Source organism: Leucobacter holotrichiae (assembly GCF_055791005.1).
In genome coordinates this window covers 1-22,552 of record NZ_JBVUAC010000010.1, presented here as the reverse complement: position 1 = coordinate 22,552, position 22,552 = coordinate 1, and the positions used below count along the sequence as shown (strand labels likewise).

Below are 22,552 nucleotides of genomic sequence, written 5' to 3'. Positions count from 1 at the left end.
TTATGCTTCGTGCCCGCGCACTCAGCGGATCGCTCGCGCGCAGACAACTAGAACAGCTTAGCACTCGCAGGCGTTGTTCGTCATCCCGCGCGCCTCCTAGAGCCGGCGGAAGCTCTCGATCCGGCCGATCGGCTCGCGCTGACCGCCCACGTGCACGATGTCGTCGCCGTCGACCGTGAGCTGGGTGCCGTGCGCGCGCAGTGCGGCGACCTTGCGATCCAGCCAGGCGGAGACGTCGTGGTGCTCGACGGCCTCGGCGGGGGAGTCGGGATCGTTAGGAGAGTGGGGATCGGATCCCTCGGCCCCAGGATCCGTCGCGGAAGCCGAGGAATCGGGATCCGCGACGATCTCCCAGAAGGGGAGACCCAGCGCGTGCGCTACCGCACGCGAGAGCCTGTGGGCGAGGCGGTGATCCGGATGCCCGTATCCGCCCCCGTCGTCGTAGCTCACGATGCCCTGGGCACCGGCCTGATAGGCGGCGGCGAGCAGATCGTTCAGCGCCTCGACGGCGGGGGCGCTCGTGAGGGCGTCGGGGCTCGCATCGGGCGCTGCGGTCGCGCGACCGTCGGATCCCCACGCCATGCCCGAGTCCTCGTAGATATAGGGGGGAAGCCCCTCCGCTCGAGCGGGTTCGGCTCCGAGGAAGGAGTGCCGCTCGACCTCCAGCATGCCGAGAGCCGTACGCAGCTCGTTCTGCCTGACGACCGCCAGGCCGTGCGTCGCGGCGAGCGCCTCGAGCGGCCCGGCGACGACCTCGCCCTGCTCGCCCCGCGTCAGTGTGACCAGCAGCGGCTCCATCCCCGCTTCGGAGAGCGCGGCGAGCGTGCCTCCGGTGCATATGGTCTCATCGTCGGGGTGCGCGTGCACGAACATCACCCGTGCACGGCCGTCGAACCACGCCTTCGGATCCTGCATCACTCAGCTCCGTTCTGCTCGTACCACGCGCGCAGCCGCTCCTCGGCCGCGGCCTCGCCGATGGGCCCCTCGTCGAGGCGCACCTCGAGCAGGTACTTGTAGGCGCGCCCCACGAGAGGCCCCGGCGGGATGCCGAGCAGCGCCATGATCCGCTCGCCGTCCAGTTCGGGACGCACCGCCGCGAGCTCCTCGGCCTCGGCGAGCTCGTCGATGCGGCGCTCGATGTCGTCGTAGGCGTGCGCGAGCCGCTCGGCCTTGCGCCGGTTGCGGGTCGTGACGTCGGCGCGCGTGAGGATGTGCAGGCGCTCGAGCTCTTCGCCCGCGTCGCGCACGTAACGGCGCACCGCGGAGTCCGTCCACTGCTGATCGCTGTAGCCGAAGAAGCGCAGGTGCAGTTCGACGAGGCGCGCGACCCGCTTGATCGTGTCGTTATCGAAGCGCAGCTCCCGCAGTCGCTTCTTCACGAGCTTCGCGCCCACGATGTCGTGATGGTGGAAGGTGACGCCACCGCGCTCGAAACGCCGCGTGGCGGGCTTGCCGATGTCGTGCAGCAGTGCCGCGATCCGCAGCACGACATCGGGGGAGGGCTCGTGGTCCCGGTCGCCTTCCAGGTCGATCGCCTGGCGCAGCACCGTGAGGCTGTGCTCGTAGACGTCCTTGTGGCGGCCGTGGTCGTCCTGCGTGGCGATGAGCGCCGTCAGCTCGGGCAGGAAGCGCTCGGCGAGTCCGGTGTCGACCAGCAGTCGGATGCCGGGCACCGGATCGGCGGTCGCGAGCAGCTTGACGAACTCGTCGCGCACCCGCTCAGCCGAGATGATGTCGAGGCGCTCGGAGAACTCCCACATCGCCGCCTGCGTCTCCGGCTCCACCTCGAAGCCGAGCTGAGAGGCGAATCGAGCCGCGCGCAGCATGCGGAGCGGATCATCGGTGAATGACGACTCGGGAGAGCCGGGGGTGCGGATCCGCCCGGCCAGGAGATCCTCGACGCCGTTCGAGACGTCGACGAGGCGCATCTCGGGAAGCATGAGGGCGAGAGCGTTGATCGTGAAATCCCGACGCACGAGGTCGCCCTCGATGGTGTCGCCGAAGCTCACCTCCGGCTTGCGGGAATCATCGCGGTACGTGTCGGCGCGGTAGGTGGTGATCTCCGCGGTCTCGCCGTGCACTCTGGCCGCGATGGTGCCGAAGTCGCGGCCGACGTCCCAGACGTTCTTGGTGAGGGAGTCGAGGATCGCGCGCGTCTCCTCGGGCCGCGCGGACGTGGTGAAGTCGAGGTCGGTGACCGACCTGCCGAGCAGCGCGTCGCGCACCGGGCCGCCGACGAGTGCGAACTCATGCCCCTGATCGGCAAAGGCTCTCGCGAGCGTCGCGACGGGGGCGGAGGCCGCGATCGTGCGCAGCGCCTCCATGGATTCGGCAAGGGTTGGCATCCCTCAAGGGTACCCGGGCATCCGCATGGCACGCGGGAGCGCCGGGCCGCCTCAAGAGGGCGCGCCCTAAACTGTTGCCCATGCTCTCGCTACCCCGGTTCCGCGACCTCTTCCTCGCGGCGGCGCTCGCGCTGGGTGCGGTCAGCGTGCTCGGCACCGCAGGAGCGGCGGCGCAGACCGTAGACGAACCACCGATCGAGACAGCGGCGACGCTCGTCGCGGCGCCTCGCGAACCCGTGATGCGGAGCCCCGGTTCCGAGCTGCAGATCGATGTGCAGATCGGCAACCCGGGGGAGCAGCAGCTCCCGGAGGGGACGGTCCGGCTCGAGGTCGACCCCCGCCCGCTCGAATCCATCGAGGATCTCGACGGGGTCTTCCCCGAGCGCCCGGTCGAGCTCGGGGAGGCCGAGATCGGCCCCACGGCCCCGGATTCCGAGCAGTCGCTCACCATCACGGTGTCACGGGATCGGCTTCCCTTCACCTCCACCACCCCGTCGGGCGTCTACCTGCTGCGCGCCTCGATCGCGCCGGATCTCGAGGTCACCGTGCCACTCGCGTGGGAGAGCTCCGGCGGGACCAGATCGGATCCGGCGACCGCGGCCTCCGTGCGCCTCGGGCTCATCGTGCCGATCGTGCTCCCCGACGACATCCGCACACTGCCCACGCGGCCGCAGCTCGGAGAGCTCGCGCCGGGGTGGTCGGATCTGCTCGATCAGGCCCGCGCCGCGCAGGCGACGCTCGCCATCGATCCGCGGGTCATCGCCGGGATCCGTGCCTACGGCGACGAGGCCCCCGCGCCCGCTCGGCAGTTCCTCGCCAGGCTCGAGGCGACCCCGCCGCCGAACTTCCTGTTGCAGTTCGCCGATGCGGATCCCTCGGCCCAGGCCGACCTGGGCCTCACCTCTCTTCTGCAGCCCACGAGCCTCGATTTCGTGTCACGGTTCGGCAGCGCCGCTTCCGGGACGCCCGCGCCCGACGAGACAACGGGATCCGAATCGTCCTCCGAATCTGGCGCCGACGGAGCCGACGGGGAGGCCGACCAGGGCTCCGACGATACCACCGGCACCGATGCCGACCCTCCACTGCCGACCCTCGACGAGCTGCTGAGCTGGAACGAGGCGGAGCCCATGGCCTGGCCCGCCGAGGGGTCGGTGGATCAGGGCACGTTCGAGCTGCTGCGGCTCTCGAAGATCGACTCCGTGGTGCTCGATTCCGAGAACGTCGACCGGGCGAGCGGCGGCCCCAGGGTCTCTCTCGAGCAGGGATCCGCGATCGTCACCGATGCCGCGCTGGCAGACGCCGCGCGCACCGCGCTCTCGGCCTCCGGGGAGGTCGAACGCGCCGCCGGCCTCTCGCGACTCTCCGCCCACCTGCTGCTCGCAGCGCAGGGCGGATCAGAGGATCTCGTGCTCGGGCTCGACCGCGGGGCGACAGCCGATGCTCAGGATCCCGCGCTTCTCATCTCCCAACTGCGCGAACTCGGCTGGGTGGAGCCGACCGCCATCGGCGCCCTCGACGAGGGAGAGGCGCTGCTCCGCGGCTCGGACACGCTCGAGGAGCGCCGGGAGCTGCTCCGCGCCGCTGTCGGCCGCGAATCCTCGGTGAGCGAACTCGGAGCGGTGCTCGTGCACCCCGAGTACCTCAGCGGCTACCAGCGCGCCCGCCTGCTCGAGCTGTTCGCCACCCGGCATGCGGCGCCCGGTGCCGCCTTCGAGGAGGTGGCGGCACGGTACCAGGAACGCGACGCGGAACTGCTTCAGGGGGTGCAGGGCATCACCACCGAGCGCATGCAACTCGTCGGGGCGTCGACGCGCGTGCCCGTGCAGCTGCACAACTCGCTTCCGTTCGAGGCGTCGGTCGACGTTCAGGTGGTTCCGGCTTCGGCCGTTCTCTCCGTCGCCGAGCCGCACTTCTCGGGCGTACTGGTTCCCCCGGAGGGCAACGAGCGCGTGCTCGTACCGGTGAACAGCCGCGTCTCCTCCGGGGAGTCCGGCCTCGTCGTCACGGTCGGCGCGGCCTCGGGCGACCTGACCGTCTTCACCGGCACCCTGGCCATCTCCGTCCGCAGCGGCGTCGAGACCATCGCGCTCACGACGCTCGGCGTACTCGCCGCGCTGCTGCTCGGGTTCGGGATCTGGCGCAGCGTGCGCCGTCGCCGCGCCGCCTCCGCAGCGCGCGTCACCAGCCTCTCGGAATAGGCCGCGCCTAGGATTGGTTGTACTGTCCGCAGCGGCCGCAGGCCGCCCCTCTGACCAGCATCGTGCGCGAGGAGCTTCATGCACCAGATCATCATCATCGGTTCCGGCCCCGCCGGGTTCACCGCGGCCATCTACGCCGCTCGCGCGGGCCTGAAGCCGGTGCTCTTCGCGAGCTCCGTGGCCATCGGCGGCGAACTGATGAACACCACCGATGTCGAGAACTTCCCCGGCTTCCCCGAGGGCATCCAGGGCCCCGACCTCATGCAGAAGATGCAGGAGCAGGCGGAGCGCTTCGGCACCGAGGTCGTCTACGACGACATCGTCGAGGTCGATTTCTCGAGCGACATCAAGCGCGTCACCGCCGGCGACGGTAGCATGCACGAGGCGCGCACCGTGATCTACGCGACCGGATCCGCCTACCGCAAGCTCGGCATCGCCGATGAGGATCGGCTTTCCGGCCACGGCGTCTCGTGGTGCGCCACCTGCGACGGCTTCTTCTTCCGCGAGAAGACGATCGCCGTCGTCGGCGGCGGCGACTCCGCGATGGAGGAGGCGACCTTCCTCACCCGCTTCGCCGAGAAGGTCTACGTGATCCACCGCCGCGAAGAGCTGAAGGCCTCGAAGATCATGCAGCAGCGCGCATTCGACAACGAGAAGATCGAGTTCATCTGGAACTCGGAGGTCACCGCGATCCACGGCGAGAGCGAGGTGACCGGGGTGTCGCTGCGCAGCACCGTCGACGGCTCCGAGCGCGAACTCCCGCTCCAGGGCCTCTTCATCGCGATCGGCAACGATCCGCGCACCCACCTCGTGCACGGCAAGCTCGACCTCACCCCCGAGGGCACCATCGCCGTCGAGGGTCGCAGCTCGCGCACCTCGGCCTCGGGCGTCTTCGCGGCGGGCGATGTCGTGGACCCCACCTACCGCCAGGCCATCACCGCAGCCGCCTCGGGCACCATCGCCGCACTCGACGCCGAACACCACCTGGCCGCACTCGACGGCTGACCATCACACGGATTCAAAGGAGAGACACCATGTCAGAAACGATCAACGTAGACGAGCAGACCTTCGACAAGGTCGTGCTGCAGAGCGACATTCCCGTACTCGTGGACTTCTGGGCCGCCTGGTGCGGTCCGTGCCGCGCCGTCGCGCCGGTGCTCGATCAGATCGCCGCCGAGCAGGATGGCAAGCTCCGCATCGTGAAGCTGAACGTCGACGAGAACCCGAACCTCGCAGCCCAGTACCGCATCACCTCCATCCCCGCGATGAAGGTGTTCAAGGGCGGTGAAGAGGTGCGCGAGATCATCGGGGCGATGCCGAAGCCCATGATCGAGGAGCACCTGAACGGGATCATCTAGTCCGTTTTCCCCTCGCGGCGGTGCGATCATCGGCCGCGTGCTAGGCAGGGAACTCCGGCGCGTCGCTCCTTCGTCGCGCCGCGCCAACCCTGATGCGCACGCTTCCCCGATGATCGCACCGCCGCTCTCGTTTTACCCCGATCCCGTTCGGTTCCGGGGGAGAGCGCCGCGCATCCCCGCGCGGGCCGCTACCGCTCGACGATAGCCGCGAGACGGTCGATCGAAGCGCTGAGCGTCTCCGGGGTGTTCTGCCGCGCGCGGTCGAAGCGCCCCGGATCCGACAGTCCCGTCCAGTCGTAGCTGTGGCGCACGAGGGTGCCGCCCTCGCGCCGCGGCTCGAGTTCCCAGCGCCACAGGTGACCGGGCTGGGGCTCGCCGACCGGTGACGGCTTCCACGCGATCCGCCGCCCCTCCTCGAACTCCACCACGTGGTTCTCCCGGTCCTGGCCGTTGTGGATCCGCATCACGAAGACATCGCCCACTGCCCGCACCCGTTGGTCCGGGGCCGCCTCGACCAGATTCTCGTTGCCGTCCCAGCGCGGCTGCTGCACGGGATCGGCGATCAGCTCGAAGAGCTCGGCGGCATCGGCGTCGATGATGCGCTCGGCGTGCACGACTCGGTTCTCATCAGTCATGGTGCCAGTCAATCACAACGGCCCGCGAGGCCCAGGCCCGCAGGGGTGCTTTCACGTGACCGCTCGTACGCCCCGCCGTTGTAGATCTTTCGTACCGTTGTAGATCTCTCGTACGGTACGAGAGATCTACAACGGCACCGCAGGTCCGCACTGGCGCACCGGTCCCTCTGCTTCGGTCGAAACGAGCGATCAGCTGAAGCCGGGGTCGCCGAGCTCCGAGAGGATGCGCTTGAGGTCGGCGATCGTCGCGAAGTCGATGATGATCTGGCCCTTCTTCGCGCCGAGCTTCACGGCCACGCGAGTATCGAAGCGATCGCCCAGCCGATCCGCGATCTCTCCCAGCTGCGCCTGCACGCCGCCCGCGCGGGGCCGGGGGGTCTTGCGCTTCGGCTCCTCGGAGGCCGCCGCCTCGGCCGCGCGCACCGACATGCCCTCGTTGACGATCTTGTCGGCGAGCCGCTGCATCGCCTCACCGTCACCGTCGAGCGAGAGGATCGCCCGCGCGTGCCCGGCCGACAGCACGCCGGCCGCGACACGGGTCTGCACCTGCTCCGGCAGGCGCAGCAGTCGGATCGTGTTCGAGATCTGGGGGCGCGACCGACCGATCCGCTCGGCCAGCTGCTCCTGGGTGATGCCGAAGTCGGAGAGCAGCTGCTGGTAGGCCGAGGCCTCTTCGAGCGGGTTCAGCTGCGCACGGTGCAGGTTCTCGAGCAGCGCGTCGCGCAGCATGTGCTCGTCGGCGGTGCTGCGGATGATCGCGGGAATGGTGTCGAGGCCGGCGCGCTTCGACGCGCGCAGGCGGCGCTCGCCCATGATGAGCTCGTACCGGGGCTCGCCCTCGGCCGGCTGCGGCTCGATGGCGCGCACCACGACCGGCTGGAAGACGCCGAACTCGCGCACGCTGTGCGTGAGCTCCTCGAGCGCCTCCTCATCGAACTCCGTTCTGGGCTGCAGACGATTCGGAACGATGTCGGCGACCGGCAGACGCGTCAGCTGCGCTCCAGGCACCTCCTGCAGCTCGGGAGACTCATTCTGCTCGGTCTGCTCGGCGCCGGCCGCCGCGGCGCTCTCGCTCTCGGCAGCCGCCACCGCGGCCGCCCCGTTGTTGGCGGGAAAGAACACGTCGACGGGGCGCTCACCCGCCGAGGGCGCCTGCGGGATGAGTGCACCGATCCCGCGGCCGAGCCCGCCTCGCTTCTTCGTCGCCATGCGTTATGCCTCTCCGTCTTCGTGTGTGTCTGCCTCGTGCGGCTTCGCGCCGCGCTCCGCCATCTCGGCGGCCGCCTCCAGGTACGCGAGCGCACCGATCGAGCCGCCGTCGTACGCGTGCACCGTCTGCCCGTAGCTCGGGGCCTCGGAGATCCGCACCGAGCGGGGGATCACCGCAGTGAGCACCTGCTCGGGGAAGTGCGCTCGCACTTCGCCGGCGACCTCCTGAGCGAGATTGGTGCGCGCGTCGTACATGGTGAGCAGGATCGTCGAGATCGCGAGCTCCGGGTTGAGGTGCTTCTGGATCAGCTGGATATTGCCGAGCAGCTGGCTCAGACCCTCGAGGGCGTAGTACTCGCACTGGATCGGGATCAGCACCTCGTCGGCGGCGACGAAGGCGTTGACGGTGAGCAGCCCGAGCGACGGCGGGCAGTCGATGAAGACGTAGTGGAACGTGTGCTCGGGCTGAGCGAGGAAGGTCTGCAGGGCCGTGCGCAGGCGCTGCTCACGGGCGACCAGTGAGACCAGCTCGATCTCTGCGCCGGCGAGGTTGATGGTCGACGGCACGCAGAAGAGGTTCTCGTGGTCGGTGGTCGGCTGCAGCGCGTCCTCGATGCTGCTGTCGCCGAGCAGCACGTCGTACACGCTCGTCACTTCAGGCCGGTGGGGCACACCGAGCGCGGTGGAGGCGTTGCCCTGCGGGTCGAGGTCGATGACCAGCACACGCGCTCCGCGACGAGCGAGCGCGGAGGCGAGGTTCACCGTGGTCGTGGTCTTGCCGACGCCGCCCTTCTGGTTCGACACCGTGATCACCCGCGTCTCCTCGGGGAGCGGCGAGACCGTCTCGGCCAGCTTGCGGCGTCGGCGGATCTTGTCGACGAGGTGGTCGCCGACGAGCGTCTTCTCCGCTTCAGCCATGAGTACCGATTTTAGCTCGAAATACGCGAGTGGTCTCCGTCAGCTGCCCCGAACCGAGCTCCTCGACGGCGATTTCACGCACCCGGTGCTTGCGCAGCACCTTCTCGGCAGCGTCGATCTCCTCCTGCACGGACGAGCCCTTGAGGAAGAGCATCTCGCCGCCGTCGCGGAGCAGGGGAGCGGTGAGCGGCACGAGCTTGCGCAGCGCGGTCACAGCCCGAGCCGTGACCTGGTCGACCTCGAATGCGCCGTGATATTCCTCGGCGCGCCCCCTCAGCACCTCGACGTTGTCGAGCGCGAGACGGTCGACCTGATCGTTCAGCCAGTTGCACCGGCGCTCCATCGGCTCGATGAGCTTGAACGAGACGTCCGGGCGCACGATCGCCAGCACGAGGCCGGGCATCCCGCCGCCGGTGCCGATGTCGGCGACGCGGGCATCCCTGTTCACAAGAGGGGCGAGGATCGCACTGTTGAGCAGGTGCCTGGTCCAGAGCCGGGGAGGCTCGAGCGGACCGATGAGGCCGAGCTCCTCGCCCCGTCGACCCAGATCCTCAGCGAACTCTCGCAGCACATCGATGCGATCACCGGCGATATCAGCGGCGGAGGCCGGTTCGGTCTCGATCTGGATTTCGCTCACCGCGTCCTCCCTCTCGTTCGCGTGAAAATGACGGGTGCAAGCCCGAATCGGAAGTGCCGACGCAGCGCGTTTCACGTGAAACGCGCTGCTGGCGGTCAGCGCTTGCTGATGACGAGTCGGCGATCCCGGCCTTCGCCTCGCGACTCCGAGAAGTAGCCTCGCTCGGCGACATCGTCATGCACCAACTTGCGCTCGTACGAAGACATCGGCTCGAGTTCGACCTGCTCGCGACCGGCCGTGATCTGGGCGACCGCGGCATCGACCATCCTCTTGAGTTCGGTTGCCCGCGCGTCACGCGATCCGCCGACATCGATGATCAGACGCGAGAAGCGGCCGGTCTTCGCCTGGACTGCGAGCCGGGTGAGGTCCTGCAGCGCCTGCACGGCGTCCGCGGTGGCCAGCCGGTCGAGATCCGTGCCGCCTCCGTTCACGGAGACATACGCACGCCCGTTCGCCACGTCGATATCGATGTCACCATCGAGATCAGCGATGTCAAGCAGGCCCTCGAGGTAGTCGGCCGCGAGATCACCATCCTCCTCCAGCTCCTCGAGAGTGGGATCCTCGCGCGTGCGCTCCACTGCCGCCTCGTCTGTGCTCACCGTGACCTCACTTGTTCTTCTTCTTGGCGCGCTTCGCGCTGACGGGCTGCTGACGCTGGCCGCGCGGCTTCGGCTGCTCTGCGACCTCGAGCGCCCTCGATTCCTCGTCGGTCAGCTTACCCTTGGCCTTGAGTCGGGCCTGGCGCGCGCGCCAGGCGTCGCTGCCGGGCGTCGGCATGTTGCGGATGACGATGAACTGCTGCCCCATCGTCCACAGGTTCGACGAGAACCAGTAGATGTTCAGTGCGAGCGGGAACGCCACACCCGAGAAGAGGAAGGCGAAGGGGATGATGTAGAGCAGGATCTTCTGCTGCCGGTACATCGGAGAGTTCTTCGTCTCGTCGGAGACGTTCTTCGACATGATCTGCAGCTGCGTGAAGAACTGCGACGCGATCATCAGCACCATGATGCTGCCGAGCAGCACCACGACCATCCAGTTGCCGCTCTCCCAGCCCTGCGTGAAGGTCATCTTGAGCGGCGCCCCGAAGATGGAGGCGGCATTGAAGCTCTCGGTCAGCTCGCGGGTCATGAACCCGATACCGGTCTTGTTCTCGGCAGCGTGACGGAGCACGTAGAAGAGCGAGAAGAAGATCGGCATCTGGATGAGGATCGGCAGGCACGACGCGAACGGGTTCGTGCCGTGCTGCTTGTACAGCGCCATCGTCTCGCGGCTCATCGCCTCGCGCGAGAACTGATCCTTCTTGCCTCGGTACTTGTCCTGGACCTTCTTCAGCTGCGGCGCGATCTCCATCATGCGGCGCTGCGACTTGATCTGACGCACCATCACCGGGATTAGCGCGGAACGCACCACCACCACGAGGCCGATGATCGACAGCACCCAGGTGACACCCGAGGCCGGATCCATGCCGAGCGCGGTGAAGAGCCAGTGCCAGGCCCACAGCACGAGCTCGACGAGCCAGCGCAGCGGCCAGAGTATCGTTTCGAAGAAGTCCACCGGGATCAGGCCTTTCGCTCGATGGGGCGGACGAAGCCGCGATGATTGATCAGGAAGTTCTGGCGCCGCCCTGGTGCAACATCATCGACACCGCCGGGGCTGAACGGATTGCAGCGCAGCAAACGCCAGATCGTCAGAAACGACCCGGCGAGGAATCCGCGCAGTTGATACGCATCCACAGCGTACCTGGAACACGATGGGTAATACCTGCACACCTGGCCGTACAGCGGAGAGATGATCCGGCGGTAGGCGAGCATGAACGCGATCATCAGGTTCCTCGGCAGGAACCAGATCTCGTACGCCGCGTGCCTCACGGATCCCTCCCGTCGAGCACCTCGCGTTCGACGCGATCCAGCGCCCGATTCATCTCCCGCTCCAGCTCGCCGAAGGGTGCGGAGGCCGATGCGGGCAGCGCTCGGAACACGACGTCCACGCCGACGATGCCGCTCCTGAGCCTGCGCTCGACCACCGTCTTCATACGGCGACGCACGAGGTTGCGCGTCACCGCATTGCCCACGGCCTTCGAGATGATGAAGCCGAACCGCGCGGGTTCTCCGGGTGAACGCAAAACCGCGTGGGTGATGCAATACGCACCACCCACGCGGCGGCCGGTTCGTACGGCGAACCGGTAATCCTCACCCCGGGTGACGCGATGCCGTTTGGCAGGCACGATCGGCCAGGGAACAGGGACGACTACGCGGTGAGCTTCGCGCGGCCCTTGCCGCGACGAGCCGCGACGATGGCGCGACCGGCACGCGTGCGCATGCGAGCGCGGAAGCCGTGCACCTTGGCGCGGCGGCGGTTATTGGGCTGGAACGTACGCTTGCTCATGAAAGACTCCGTGACTTATGGAACAGATCCCCGAAGCTCTTGGGCGACGAGGAAGTCGGAATTGGGCAGGGTTGCAGTCGGCTGCCGCCCATACAAGGTAGTAACTTTACGCCGAATTTCCCGTGCAGTCAAAGCGGATTCTTGTCGTGCTCCCGGTCGTGCCGCTCGGAGTTTCAGACTTGCCTGTGGACAAAACTGTGACTAACGTGGGCGCAGGTGTTCGTCCGGTCTCGAACTCTCCAGTATTCTCGGGCTTCCACGCCGTGCAAGCTGTGGATAAAGCTGGGCATAACATCTCTCAGATTTCAGCTACGAGACCGAACCGAGTATCCGCGTGACAGACGACGAACTGCAAGAGGCCTGGGGCAGAGTCACCCAGGCCGTCATGAGCGATCCCTCGGTCGGCCCGGCCGTGGGGGCCCAGCTCGCACTCGCCGTTCCGCGCGGCATTGCGGCGGGAACGCTCTACCTGGCCGTCCAGCTCGAGTTCACGCTGAAGCTACTCGAGAACCGTCTCCGACCGGCCATCATGAACGCGATCGCGGGCATCCCCGAAGCCCGTGAGATCGAGAACTTCGTCGTGATCGTCGATGAGGACGCCCACCCCTCGCTCGATCCCGAACCCGAGCCGTCACATGCACAGGGTGCCCCCGCCCAATCCTCCTTCCACGTCGGCGACACGGATCCGGCGCTGCAGTCGACCGCGCCCACTCGCCACGACAGCACGCGCCCGGTAGCCGAGCCCCGTCGGCGGCACGGCATCGAGGAACAGGTCGACAGCCGTCTGAATGAGAAGTACGGCTTCGACAGCTTCGTGATTGGACAGTCGAATCGCTTCGCGCACGCCGCGGCCGTCGCCGTAGCCGAAGCGCCGGCCCGCGCCTACAACCCGCTGTTCATCTACGGGGACTCGGGTCTCGGCAAAACCCACCTCCTGCACGCCATCGGGCACTACGCGCGCGAGCTCTTCCCCGACGTGCGCGTGCGCTACGTCAGTTCGGAAGACTTCACCAACGACTTCATCAACTCGATCGCTAACAACCAGGGAGCCGCGTTCCACGCCCGGTACCGCAGTGTCGACATCCTGCTGGTGGACGACATCCAGTTCCTCGAGGACAAGGTCGAGACGCAGGAGGCGTTCTTCCACACCTTCAACACACTGCACGACCACAACAAGCAGGTTGTCATCACGAGCGACGTGCAGCCGAAGCAGTTGCGCGGGTTCGAGGAGCGAATGCTCTCCCGTTTCGAGTGGGGGCTGCTCACCGACATCCAGGCTCCGGATCTCGAGACCCGCATCGCCATTCTTCGGAAGAAGGCGCAGCGCGAGGGCCTCGAGATCGACCACAGCATCCTCGAGTTCATCGCGAGCAAGTTCTCCTCGAATATCCGCGAGCTCGAGGGCACCCTGATCCGGGTCACCGCCTACGCGAGCCTCAACCAGCAGCCGATCGACATGCAGTTGGTGCACACGGTGCTGAAGGATCTGATCACTCTCGACGCCGACAACGAGGTGCAGCCGTCGGACATCATCAGTCGCACCGCGGAGTACTTCGACCTGTCGGTCGACGACCTTTACGGTCCGACTCGCGCGCAGCAGATCGCCACGGCGCGTCAGATCGCCATGTACCTCTGCCGCGAGCTGACCCCGCTCTCGCTCCCGAAGATCGGTCAGCTGTTCGGGGGACGGGATCACACGACCGTCATGTACGCCCACAAGAAGATCTCGCAGCTCATCGCCGAGCGACGTTCGATCTACAACCAGGTGACGGAACTCACGACCCGCATCAAGCAGGGATCGCGCTGACGTTTCCGGAGCCTTCGCCCGCCGTCGAGGCGAGCGGATTTATCCACAGTTATCCACCGCCCTGTGAATAGATGGGGAGAAGTCGCCTAAATCTGTGGAGGAGAACGGATCGCCTGTGGAAACAGGAGGATCACAAGAAATCCGCATCATTCTGCGGATCCCCACTCATTCCACATTCGCCAACAACTCACAGAGTTGTAGTTCGCTACGGAGTATTGGGATGTCGCGAGTTATCCACATTATCCACAGCCGTTAACACTGTTAACACCTCAATTCTTGTTAACGGGCACTCGATCACGCCGACCGCTCCTCTCGAGTCTGTCTTCGAGCAGACCGAACGACACGTTCGGATGCCAGTGCCCTCCGAGTGTGCAAAGATTGTGAACCGATGAGATTCACGCACACTCGTGCGCGTGGGAGGGAAACCAGATGCGATTCACCGTCAACCGCGACGTTTTCAGCGACGCCGTGTCGTTCGCAGTGAAGCTGCTTCCGCAGCGTCCCACGCAGCCTCTGCTGAGCGGTGCTCTCATCGAGGCCGAGGGCGACAGCCTGACGGTTTCCTCATTCGACTACGAGGTGTCAGCTCGCACGAGCGTCACCGCCGACATCTCCGAGCCCGGACGCGCGCTCGTCTCCGGCAAGCTGCTCAGCGAGATCGCACAGCGGCTTCCCCACGCCGACGTGGAGCTCTCCCTGGTCGAGAGTCGTGTCGAGGTTCGCTGCGGTTCGGCCTCGTTCCGCCTGCCGGCGATGCCCGTGGAAGAGTACCCGCAGGTGCCCCAGATCGATTCGGTCTCAGGGTCGGTTCCGGCGGATCTCTTCTCGGACGCAATCGCCCAGGTTTCGCTCGCCGCTTCGAAGGACGATGTCACCCCGGTCATCACGGGTGTGCAGTTCGAGGTCAGTGAGAACTCCCTCACGCTCACGGCGACCGACCGTTATCGTGTCGCAACTCGCAGCATCGACTGGGAGAACCAGAGCGGCCAGAGCGATCTCAGCGCGCTGGTGCCGTCCAAGATCGTGACCGAGGTCGGCAAGACCTTTTCCGGCGACGGTCAGGTGCAGGTCTCGATCATCAAGGACGATGAGCGCGAGCTGATCGCCTTCACCGGCGGCTCGAAGACCGTCACCTCGCTGCTGATCAAGGGAAACTATCCTCCGGTAGGCCGGCTTTTCCCGACCTCGGTCGATAACTACTCGGTGATCAACACCGCCGAGCTGGTCGAGGCAGTCGGCCGTGTCGGCCTCGTGCTCGAGCGCGAAGCTGCGCTGCGCTTCTCGTTCGCCGAGGGAACGGTGACGCTCGAGGCCGCGGGCACCGAGTCGGCCCAGGCCGTCGAGACGGTCGACGCGCACCTCGTCGGTGACGAGATGGTGGTCTCGCTGAAGCCGCAGTTCCTGCTCGACGGACTGCGCTCCACCCACTCGGAGTTCGCGCGCATCGCGTTCACGCGCACGGATAACCCGGGTAAGCCGGGTCCGGTGCTCATCACGAGCCAGCGGAGCAAGGACGACGCCGACGAGGAGAGCTTCCGCTACCTGCTCCAGCCGAACCTGCTGCTTCGGTAGGGGAGGAGAGCGATGCGGGTCGCGCATCTCTCACTCGGGGACTTCCGCAACTATGTCACGGCCGAACTCGAACTGGCTGCCGGACCGAATCTTCTCGTCGGGCGCAACGGTCAAGGGAAGACGAATCTGGTCGAGGCGATCGCGTACTTCGCGATCCTGAGATCGCATCGAGCGTCGGGTGATGCTCCGCTGATCAGATCGGGCGCTGATTCCGCCATCGCCAGGCTGCGTGTCGAAGCAGCTGAGCGAGACGTGCTGCTCGAGCTGCAATTGAATCGGGATCGGCCGAACCGAGCGCAGGTGAATCGCAACTCGGTTCGTCCACGCGAGGTGACGAGATGGTTCGCGGCGGTGTCTTTTATGCCGGAGGACCTTGGAATCGTTCGTGGAGAGCCATCAGGACGGCGCCGGTTTCTCGATGATGCTCTCGTTTCACGACATCCCGTCGCGGCAGGAGCCCTCAGCGACTACGAACGGGTGGTGCGCCAGCGTACGTCGCTCCTCAAGTCGGCTCGACGGGGGAGTGGATCTGCAATCGAGGCCACGCTCGGCATTTGGGATGAGCAGCTGGTCGAGTACGGAACACAGATCATTCTTGCGAGGCGTGAGCTTGTTCGGGACCTGAGGGTGCCGCTACGTGACGGGTATCGAGTTCTGGTGGATCAGGATCACGGACCGGAGCTGGCTCTCAGCGAGTCTGTGAACGCTGCGCTCTCTGACGTTTCACGTGAAACCCAGTCTGTTGCCGACTTGGCCGACGTTTCACGTGAAACGCTAACAGAGGAGTTTCGAGCGGCACTGAGGTCGGTGCGATCGCGGGAGCTCGAGCGAGGTGTGACGCTCGTCGGTCCGCATCGCGACGATCTCGTGCTCACTCTGAACGGGCTTCCGGTGAAGGGGTATGCGAGCCACGGTGAGTCATGGTCGTTCGCGCTCTCGCTGAAGATGGCGCTCGCCTCCGTCCTTCGGGCTGAATCACCGGCCGGCGATCCTGTCATCATCCTCGATGATGTCTTCGCTGAACTCGATGCGCGCCGGAGGGAGCGACTCATGACGGCTGTGAGCGACTTCGAGCAGGTGATTGTCACGGCCGCCGTTGAGGAGGACGTACCGAACGGCGTACCCTGGCATCGTGTTCGTATCGAGGCGGGCAGGATCTTGGAGGAGGACGGCTCGTGATGACTTCTTCCGACACCAGCTTCGCCACCGAGATGTATCTTCGAGCAAAGTCGGTGTGGCGGGGAGCGCCGGTACGCCGACGCGGTCGGAGGAATCAGGAGAGCGACGCCCCCGGCGGCAGACCCTTCGGTTATGGCCGAGATCCCCGTGCACTTGGCGAGGTGCTCACCGTCATGGCGAACGATATGGGGTGGAGCGTCGAGCTGGAGCAAGCGCGTTTACTCGAAGAGTGGCCGGAGTTCGCCGGGGAGGCGACAGCAGAGCACACGACCGTCGTCGGAATCAGTAACGGTGTGCTGCAGGTGCAGTGCGACTCGACCACCTGGGCCACCGAACTGCGGCGACTGCGTGCGGAAATGCTCACGCGGTTGTTGAAGGATTACCCGGACGCTGAGGTGCGGGATCTTCGCTTTCTCGCTCCTGGGGCACCGAGCTGGCGACACGGTCCTCGCACCGTCAAGGGACGTGGTCCACGCGATACCTACGGATAGCCTGATCGTTCTGATTCGTGTTCTGAACTGGGGTTCTCTGGGGGCATCGCGAGCTGGATCGGGTCCGAGCCGTCTGGAATTCCGGCAGTGCGAGCATTCCACAGCCTGCATGAGCGAGGGCGAGCCGCGCGTTCCACATCATCCTCATTCTGCACGCGGCATGCTTTGAAGCGGACGTGAAGCGCGCACGGGTATTCCTCGGCGACGCCACTGCGTCGCTGCGAATCCCGGTACTGATTTCATCGCGCAGGATGATGAGAACCCGGCCGTGGACAGCCTGGGGAAGCCAGTACCTCAAGGCCAGAGAACGAGTAGAATCGCGGGGTTGCGGAAGCGATGCGGACAGGTTCTTCACCGGCACAATTTCAGGCGGGGTCGATCCTCCTCCGGAAATACCTCGCTCCGGCCCGTCGTGGGGCTTTTCTCGGCCTGCGCTTGATAGGCTGGTGCGCGGAAGTGTCCCGGGCGCAAAAACGCGCCGAGAGGGCCGGAAAAGGATCATTCAAGGTATGAGTTCAGAACAGGCTGCGTCCGAGGAAGACTACGGCGCCGGAGCAATCCAGGTGCTCGAGGGCCTCGAGGCGGTACGCAAGCGTCCTGGTATGTACATCGGTTCCACTGGCCCTCGTGGTCTGCACCACCTCGTCTATGAGATCGTCGATAACTCGGTCGACGAGGCGCTCGCCGGCTACTGCGACACCATCGAGGTGACGATCCTCGAAGACGGAGGGGTTCGTGTCGTCGACAATGGGCGCGGGATCCCGGTCGATCCTCACTCCTCAGACCCGTCGAAGTCGACGGTCGAGGTGGTGCTGACCGTGCTGCACGCCGGCGGCAAGTTCGGCGGCGGAGGATACGCCGTGTCCGGTGGTCTGCACGGTGTGGGGTCCTCGGTCGTCAACGCGCTTTCACGTCGCTTCGAGGTCGAGGTCAAGCGCCAAGGTTTCACGTGGAACATGTCGTTCACCGGCAGCGTCCCCGACGCTCCGCTCACACAGGGGGAGCCGAGCGAGGCTACCGGGACGACGATCACCTTCTGGCCCAGTGCGGAGATCTTCGAGACCGTCGAGTTCGACTACCAGACCCTGCGCACCCGTTTTCAGCAGATGGCCTTCCTGAACAAGGGTCTGAAGATCACTCTCACCGATCTTCGTCCTCAGGAGCCGGTCGAGAACGCGGAGGGCGAGTTGGTCGTCCCCGCTCCGCAGCACGACGAGTTCCTCTATGAAAAAGGGATCGAGGATTACGTTCAGCACCTGAACTCGACCAAGCGCGCCGAGGTGGTGAACGAGCAGATCATCTCGTTCGAGTCCGAGGACACGGAACGCAAGATCGCGGTAGAGGTCGCGATGCAGTGGACCACCGCCTACACGGAGAGCGTTCACACCTACGCGAACACGATCAATACTCACGAGGGCGGTACCCACGAGGAGGGTTTCCGCGCTGCGCTCACCACGCTCGTGAACCGCTACGCCCGGGAGAAGAACATTCTTCGCGAGAAGGACGACAATCTCTCCGGAGATGACGTGCGCGAGGGCCTCACCGCCGTCGTCTCGGTGAAGCTCGGCGAGCCGCAGTTCGAGGGGCAGACGAAGACCAAGCTGGGCAACACGGAGGCGAAGGCGTTCGTGCAGAAGGTCGTGGGGGACCAGCTCGGCGACTGGTTCGAGCGCAACCCCGGAAGCGCGAAGGACATCATTCGCAAGGCGATCCAGGCCGCGACCGCGCGCCTCGCGGCTCGAAAGGCCCGGGAGACCGCGCGTCGTAAGGGCCTGCTCGAGTCGGGCGGCATGCCGGGCAAGCTCTCCGACTGCACGAGCAAGGACCCGAGCGTCTCGGAGATCTTCATCGTGGAGGGCGATTCCGCGGGCGGATCAGCCAAGACCGGCCGCAATCCGCACACTCAGGCGATCCTGCCCCTCCGCGGCAAGATCCTCAACGTCGAAAAGGCCCGTCTGGATCGTGCGCTCGGCAATGCCGAGGTGCAGGCCATGATCACCGCGTTCGGTGCCGGTATCGGTGAGGAGTTCGATCCCGAGAAAGCGCGATATCACAAGATCGTGCTCATGGCCGACGCCGACGTCGACGGGCAGCACATCACCACGCTGCTGCTCACCCTGCTCTTCCGCTACATGCGACCGCTGATCGATCTCGGCTACGTGTACCTCGCACAGCCGCCGCTGTACCGCATCAAGTGGGCGAATGCCGATCACGAGTACGTGTACAGCGATGCCGAGCGCGACCAGCGCCTCAAGGCGGGGGCCGAGAACGGCCGCCGCCTGGTGAAGGAGAGCGGTGTGCAGCGGTACAAGGGCCTCGGCGAGATGAATCACGAAGAGCTGTGGGAGACGACGATGAACCCGGAGTCCCGCACCCTCCTGCAGGTCACCATGGAGGACGCCGCGGCCGCCGACGAGATCTTCGCCACCCTGATGGGCGAGGACGTCGATGCTCGCCGCAGTTTCATCCAGCAGAACGCGAAGGACGTGCGTTTCCTTGACATCTGAGAACAACACCCCGGAGACCGAGGCCGACGAGACGGCCGAGGAGCAGACTCAGGAGCAGGCCGTGCACGGTCGGATCGACCAGGTCGACCTGCAGCTCGAGATGCAGCGGTCGTACCTCGACTACGCGATGAGCGTGATCGTCGGCCGCGCCCTTCCCGACGTGCGCGACGGCCTGAAGCCGGTGCATCGCCGCGTCATCTACACGATGTACGACGGCGGCTACCGTCCTGACAAGTCGTTCTCGAAGTGCACTCGAGTCATCGGCGACGTGATGGGTCAGTTCCACCCGCACGGCGATGGCGCGGTCTACGACTCGCTCGTGCGCCTCGTGCAGCCCTGGGCGATGCGCTACCCGCTCGCACTCGGTCAGGGAAACTTCGGATCGCCGGGCAACGACGGTGCCGCCGCTCACCGTTACACCGAGACGAAGATGTCGCCGCTCGCCATGGAGATGGTGCGCGACATCGATGAAGACACCGTCGACTTCCAGGACAACTACGACGGCCGCACCCAGGAACCGACCGTGCTCACCAGCCGGTTCCCGAACCTGCTCGTCAACGGCTCCGTCGGCATCGCCGTGGGTATGGCGACGAACATCCCCCCGCACAACCTGCGGGAGGTGGCCGAGGCGGCCATCTGGCATCTGGAGAACCCCGAGGCCAGCCGCGACGAGCTGCTCGAGGCGCTCATGGAGCGCGTGCACGGCCCGGATTTCCCGACCGGGGCGCAGATCCTCGGATCCAAGGGGATCCGCGAGGCCTACCGCACCGGCCGCGGATCGATCACCATGCGAGCCGTGGTCAACATCGAGGAGATCCAGGGGCGCACCTGCCTCGTCGTCACCGAGCTGCCGTATCAGGTCAACCCCGACAATCTCGCGGTGAAGATCGCAGACCTGGTCAAGGAGAACAAGGTCCAGGGCATCGCGGATATCCGTGATGAGACCAGTGGCCGCACCGGTCAGCGTCTGGTTGTCGTGCTCAAGCGCGATGCCATCGCGAAGGTCGTGCTGAACAACCTGTACAAGCACACCCAGTTGCAGGAGAATTTCGGCGCGAACATGCTCGCGATCGTCGACGGGGTGCCTCGCACGCTCTCGCTCGACGGCTTCATCACCGCCTGGGCCAAGCACCAGGTCGAGGTGATCGTTCGCCGCACCGAGTTCCGCCTGAAGAAGGCGGAGGCCGAGGCCCACATCCAGCGCGGTTACCTCAAGGCACTGGACGCCCTCGACGAGGTCATTGCTCTGATCCGTCGTTCGCCGACCGTGGAGGAGGCTCGCGAGGGCCTGATGGATCTGCTGTCGGTGGATCAGATCCAGGCGGACGCGATCCTCGGCCTGCAGCTGCGCCGCCTCGCGGCCCTTGAGCGTCAGAAGATCCTCGATCTCGCGGCCAAGCTCGAACAGCAGATCGCGGAATACCAGGGCATTCTGGCCTCGCCATCCGAGCAGCGCGGCATCGTCGTGTCCGAACTCACCGAGCTCGTGAACAAGTACGGCGACGAACGGCGCACGACGATCCTGCACGGCTTCGACGGCGACATGTCGATGGAAGACCTCATCCCCGAGGAGGAGATGGTGGTCACCGTGACGCGCGGGGGATACGTCAAGCGCACCCGCATCGACAACTACCGTTCGCAGCACCGCGGCGGTAAGGGCGTGCGGGGCGCTCAGCTGCGCGCCGACGACATCATCGAGCACTTCTTCGTGACCACCACGCACCATTGGCTGCTGTTCTTCACGAACACCGGCCGCGTGTACCGCGCGAAGACCTACGAAGTGCCCGAGGGCGGTCGCGACTCCAAGGGTCAGCACCTCGCGAACCTGCTGGCGCTGGCCCCCGATGAGACGGTCACGCAGATCCTCGATGTCCGCGATTTCACCGAGGGCTGGTTCCTGGTGCTCGCCACCCGCGACGGGCTCGTCAAGAAGACGGCGTTGGGCGAGTACGACACCAACCGCACGGGCGGCATCATCGCCATCAAGCTGCGCGAGGGCGACGAACTCGTATCGGCGCTGATCGCTGAGTCGAGCGACGACGTGCTGCTCGTATCGAAGCAGGGCATGTCGGTTCGATTCACCGCCTCTGATCAGGCACTCCGGCCGATGGGGCGCTCGACGAGCGGTGTGCGCGGCATGAACTTCCGCGAGGGCGACTCGCTGCTGTCCGCGTCTCGGCTCGACGGCACCGAGGGGTACGTGTTCGTGGTCACGGAGGGCGGGTACGCGAAACGCACCGCCTCCGGTGAGTACCGGGTGCAGAATCGCGGGGGCTACGGCATCAAGGTGGCGAAGCTCGACGAGAACCGCGGTGATCTGGTCGGCGCGCTCATCGTGGACGAGGCTGACGAGGTGCTCGCGGTGCTCGCGAGCGGCAAGGTCGTGAGGTCGGCGGTCGCCGAGGTTCCCGCGAAGGGCCGCAACACCATGGGGGTCGTGTTTGCGCGATTCCCAGAGCAGGACCGTATCATTGGCATCGCGCGAAACACGGAGCGCGGGCTCGACGACGAAGAGTCCGAGTCCCTGGGCACCGAGAACGCTGAGAACAAGGAAGACGTGAATGAGTAACACTGTCGCCGACAAGCTGGCAAAGAAGACCCGCAAGAAGGCCCCGGCGAAGCAGGTTCGCCTGAAGCTGGTCTACATCGACTTCTGGTCGGCGGTGAAGTTCTCGTTCCTCATCTCGCTCTGCGTGGGGATCGTGAGCGTGATCTCTGCGATCCTCATCTACACCGTGCTCATTCAGACCGGAGTGTTCTCCGAGGTCGACGCCCTCTTCATGGACATCGTCGGCGAGGACAACAGCCTGATGAAGTTCATCGGCTTCCCGCAGGTGCTCGGTTTCTCGGTCGTGGTGGGTATTCTCAACACGATCGTGGGCACGGCCCTCGGCGCTATCGGCTCGCTCATCTACAACCTGCTGGTGCGTGTGCTGGGCGGGTTCCAGCTGGGCTTCACCAGTAACTGAGCGGCGCTTTCCCAGCGCGACCAGGGCAACTCGCCCGGTATCCGAACTCGATTTTTGATTTCGGCCGGTATCGGATAATGTTGTTTCTTGGTCAAGGGGCTATAGCTCAGGCGGTTAGAGCGCTTCACTGATAATGAAGAGGTCCCAGGTTCAAGTCCTGGTAGCCCCACCGAATGACTTCCTCGGGAGTTGTTCTGCGGGTCCTTAGCTCAGTTGGTAGAGCGCCTGCTTTGCAAGCAGGATGTCGGGAGTTCGATTCTCCCAGGATCCACGTAAAGTTGAACGTTCGAGCCTTGCCCCACATGATCGCGGGGCAAGGTTCTTTCGTTGTGTGCCTGGGAC

Annotated in this window: 21 protein-coding genes and 2 tRNA genes; 12 read left to right on the top strand and 11 right to left on the bottom strand. The window is 65.7% G+C overall.

The genetic code is table 11. The annotated features are described in order from the left end of the window. Positions 1-96: 96 nt before the first annotated feature. Positions 97-915, bottom strand: a complete 819-nt coding sequence (locus tag AC0KXF_RS12460) for a PIG-L family deacetylase (protein ID WP_473109487.1) — start codon at positions 913-915, stop codon at positions 97-99. Next, entirely contained in the window at positions 915-2,345 is a 1,431-nt protein-coding gene (locus AC0KXF_RS12455; protein WP_223042698.1) for a CCA tRNA nucleotidyltransferase, read from the bottom strand. The genes AC0KXF_RS12460 and AC0KXF_RS12455 overlap by 1 nt, the downstream gene beginning before the upstream one ends. Positions 2,346-2,425: 80 nt before the next feature. Here AC0KXF_RS12455 and AC0KXF_RS12450 point away from each other — a divergent pair, with 80 nt between their 5' ends. The 3 genes from AC0KXF_RS12450 (at position 2,426) to trxA (ending at position 5,901) form a co-directional block, all read left to right on the top strand. Further along, complete coding sequence (locus AC0KXF_RS12450; RefSeq protein ID WP_473109486.1) at positions 2,426-4,543, top strand: DUF6049 family protein; 2,118 nt, start codon at positions 2,426-2,428, stop codon at positions 4,541-4,543. A 78-nt stretch (positions 4,544-4,621) separates the two neighbouring features. Next, positions 4,622-5,548: a thioredoxin-disulfide reductase gene (gene trxB / locus AC0KXF_RS12445; RefSeq protein WP_473109485.1), complete on the top strand. Its 927-nt coding sequence runs from the start codon at positions 4,622-4,624 to the stop codon at positions 5,546-5,548. Between the two features lie 29 nt (positions 5,549-5,577). After that, a complete protein-coding gene (gene trxA / locus AC0KXF_RS12440; RefSeq protein ID WP_223042701.1) occupies positions 5,578-5,901 on the top strand; it encodes a thioredoxin in 324 nt (107 codons plus the stop codon). A gap of 188 nt (positions 5,902-6,089) precedes the next feature. Here trxA and AC0KXF_RS12435 read toward each other — a convergent pair whose 3' ends face one another. The 9 genes from AC0KXF_RS12435 to rpmH all read right to left on the bottom strand — a co-directional run bounded on the left by AC0KXF_RS12435 (position 6,090) and on the right by rpmH (position 11,685). Further along, positions 6,090-6,536 (bottom strand): SRPBCC family protein, encoded by a 447-nt coding sequence (locus tag AC0KXF_RS12435; protein ID WP_223042702.1) that lies wholly within the window; start codon positions 6,534-6,536, stop codon positions 6,090-6,092. Between the two features lie 189 nt (positions 6,537-6,725). Next, positions 6,726-7,745, bottom strand: a complete 1,020-nt coding sequence (locus AC0KXF_RS12430) for a ParB/RepB/Spo0J family partition protein (protein WP_473109484.1) — start codon at positions 7,743-7,745, stop codon at positions 6,726-6,728. A 3-nt stretch (positions 7,746-7,748) separates the two neighbouring features. Then, positions 7,749-8,663, bottom strand: coding sequence for a ParA family protein (locus AC0KXF_RS12425; protein ID WP_255572575.1), 915 nt, complete (start codon positions 8,661-8,663; stop codon positions 7,749-7,751). Continuing rightward, positions 8,656-9,300 carry a 16S rRNA (guanine(527)-N(7))-methyltransferase RsmG gene (gene rsmG, locus AC0KXF_RS12420; RefSeq protein ID WP_473109483.1) on the bottom strand — a complete coding sequence of 215 codons (645 nt, stop codon included), beginning with the start codon at positions 9,298-9,300 and terminating at the stop codon, positions 8,656-8,658. Before rsmG ends, AC0KXF_RS12425 begins: the two co-directional genes overlap by 8 nt. Before the next feature lie 95 nt (positions 9,301-9,395). Continuing rightward, positions 9,396-9,899: a Jag family protein gene (locus tag AC0KXF_RS12415; RefSeq protein ID WP_223042705.1), complete on the bottom strand. Its 504-nt coding sequence runs from the start codon at positions 9,897-9,899 to the stop codon at positions 9,396-9,398. A gap of 7 nt (positions 9,900-9,906) precedes the next feature. Further along, on the bottom strand, positions 9,907-10,854 hold the full coding sequence (gene yidC, locus AC0KXF_RS12410; protein ID WP_223042706.1) for a membrane protein insertase YidC: 948 nt from the start codon (positions 10,852-10,854) through the stop codon (positions 9,907-9,909). Between the two features lie 5 nt (positions 10,855-10,859). Further along, positions 10,860-11,123: a membrane protein insertion efficiency factor YidD gene (gene yidD / locus AC0KXF_RS12405; protein WP_223042707.1), complete on the bottom strand. Its 264-nt coding sequence runs from the start codon at positions 11,121-11,123 to the stop codon at positions 10,860-10,862. Between the two features lie 41 nt (positions 11,124-11,164). Then, positions 11,165-11,524, bottom strand: coding sequence for a ribonuclease P protein component (gene rnpA / locus AC0KXF_RS12400; RefSeq protein ID WP_223042708.1), 360 nt, complete (start codon positions 11,522-11,524; stop codon positions 11,165-11,167). Between the two features lie 23 nt (positions 11,525-11,547). Further along, positions 11,548-11,685 (bottom strand): 50S ribosomal protein L34, encoded by a 138-nt coding sequence (gene rpmH / locus AC0KXF_RS12395; protein WP_187554654.1) that lies wholly within the window; start codon positions 11,683-11,685, stop codon positions 11,548-11,550. 328 nt (positions 11,686-12,013) lie between these two features. Between rpmH and dnaA the strand changes: the two genes are divergently transcribed. The 9 genes from dnaA to AC0KXF_RS12350 all read left to right on the top strand — a co-directional run bounded on the left by dnaA (position 12,014) and on the right by AC0KXF_RS12350 (position 22,481). Then, positions 12,014-13,492 carry a chromosomal replication initiator protein DnaA gene (gene dnaA / locus AC0KXF_RS12390; protein WP_473109566.1) on the top strand — a complete coding sequence of 493 codons (1,479 nt, stop codon included), beginning with the start codon at positions 12,014-12,016 and terminating at the stop codon, positions 13,490-13,492. Between the two features lie 429 nt (positions 13,493-13,921). Beyond that, on the top strand, positions 13,922-15,064 hold the full coding sequence (dnaN, locus tag AC0KXF_RS12385) for a DNA polymerase III subunit beta (protein WP_223042710.1): 1,143 nt from the start codon (positions 13,922-13,924) through the stop codon (positions 15,062-15,064). Positions 15,065-15,076: 12 nt separating this feature from the next. Next, positions 15,077-16,243, top strand: coding sequence for a DNA replication/repair protein RecF (gene recF, locus AC0KXF_RS12380; protein ID WP_473109482.1), 1,167 nt, complete (start codon positions 15,077-15,079; stop codon positions 16,241-16,243). After that, on the top strand, positions 16,243-16,734 hold the full coding sequence (locus AC0KXF_RS12375; RefSeq protein ID WP_473109481.1) for a DciA family protein: 492 nt from the start codon (positions 16,243-16,245) through the stop codon (positions 16,732-16,734). Before recF ends, AC0KXF_RS12375 begins: the two co-directional genes overlap by 1 nt. Positions 16,735-17,243: 509 nt before the next feature. Then, complete coding sequence (gyrB, locus tag AC0KXF_RS12370; RefSeq protein WP_473109480.1) at positions 17,244-19,241, top strand: DNA topoisomerase (ATP-hydrolyzing) subunit B; 1,998 nt, start codon at positions 17,244-17,246, stop codon at positions 19,239-19,241. Positions 19,242-19,302: 61 nt separating this feature from the next. After that, positions 19,303-21,810 (top strand): DNA gyrase subunit A, encoded by a 2,508-nt coding sequence (gyrA, locus tag AC0KXF_RS12365; protein ID WP_473109565.1) that lies wholly within the window; start codon positions 19,303-19,305, stop codon positions 21,808-21,810. Continuing rightward, positions 21,803-22,210, top strand: coding sequence for a DUF3566 domain-containing protein (locus tag AC0KXF_RS12360; RefSeq protein WP_223042713.1), 408 nt, complete (start codon positions 21,803-21,805; stop codon positions 22,208-22,210). Before gyrA ends, AC0KXF_RS12360 begins: the two co-directional genes overlap by 8 nt. A 95-nt stretch (positions 22,211-22,305) precedes the next feature. After that, positions 22,306-22,379, top strand: a tRNA-Ile gene (locus tag AC0KXF_RS12355). 29 nt (positions 22,380-22,408) lie between these two features. Beyond that, positions 22,409-22,481, top strand: a tRNA-Ala gene (locus AC0KXF_RS12350). The last annotated feature ends 71 nt before the right edge of the window (positions 22,482-22,552 follow it).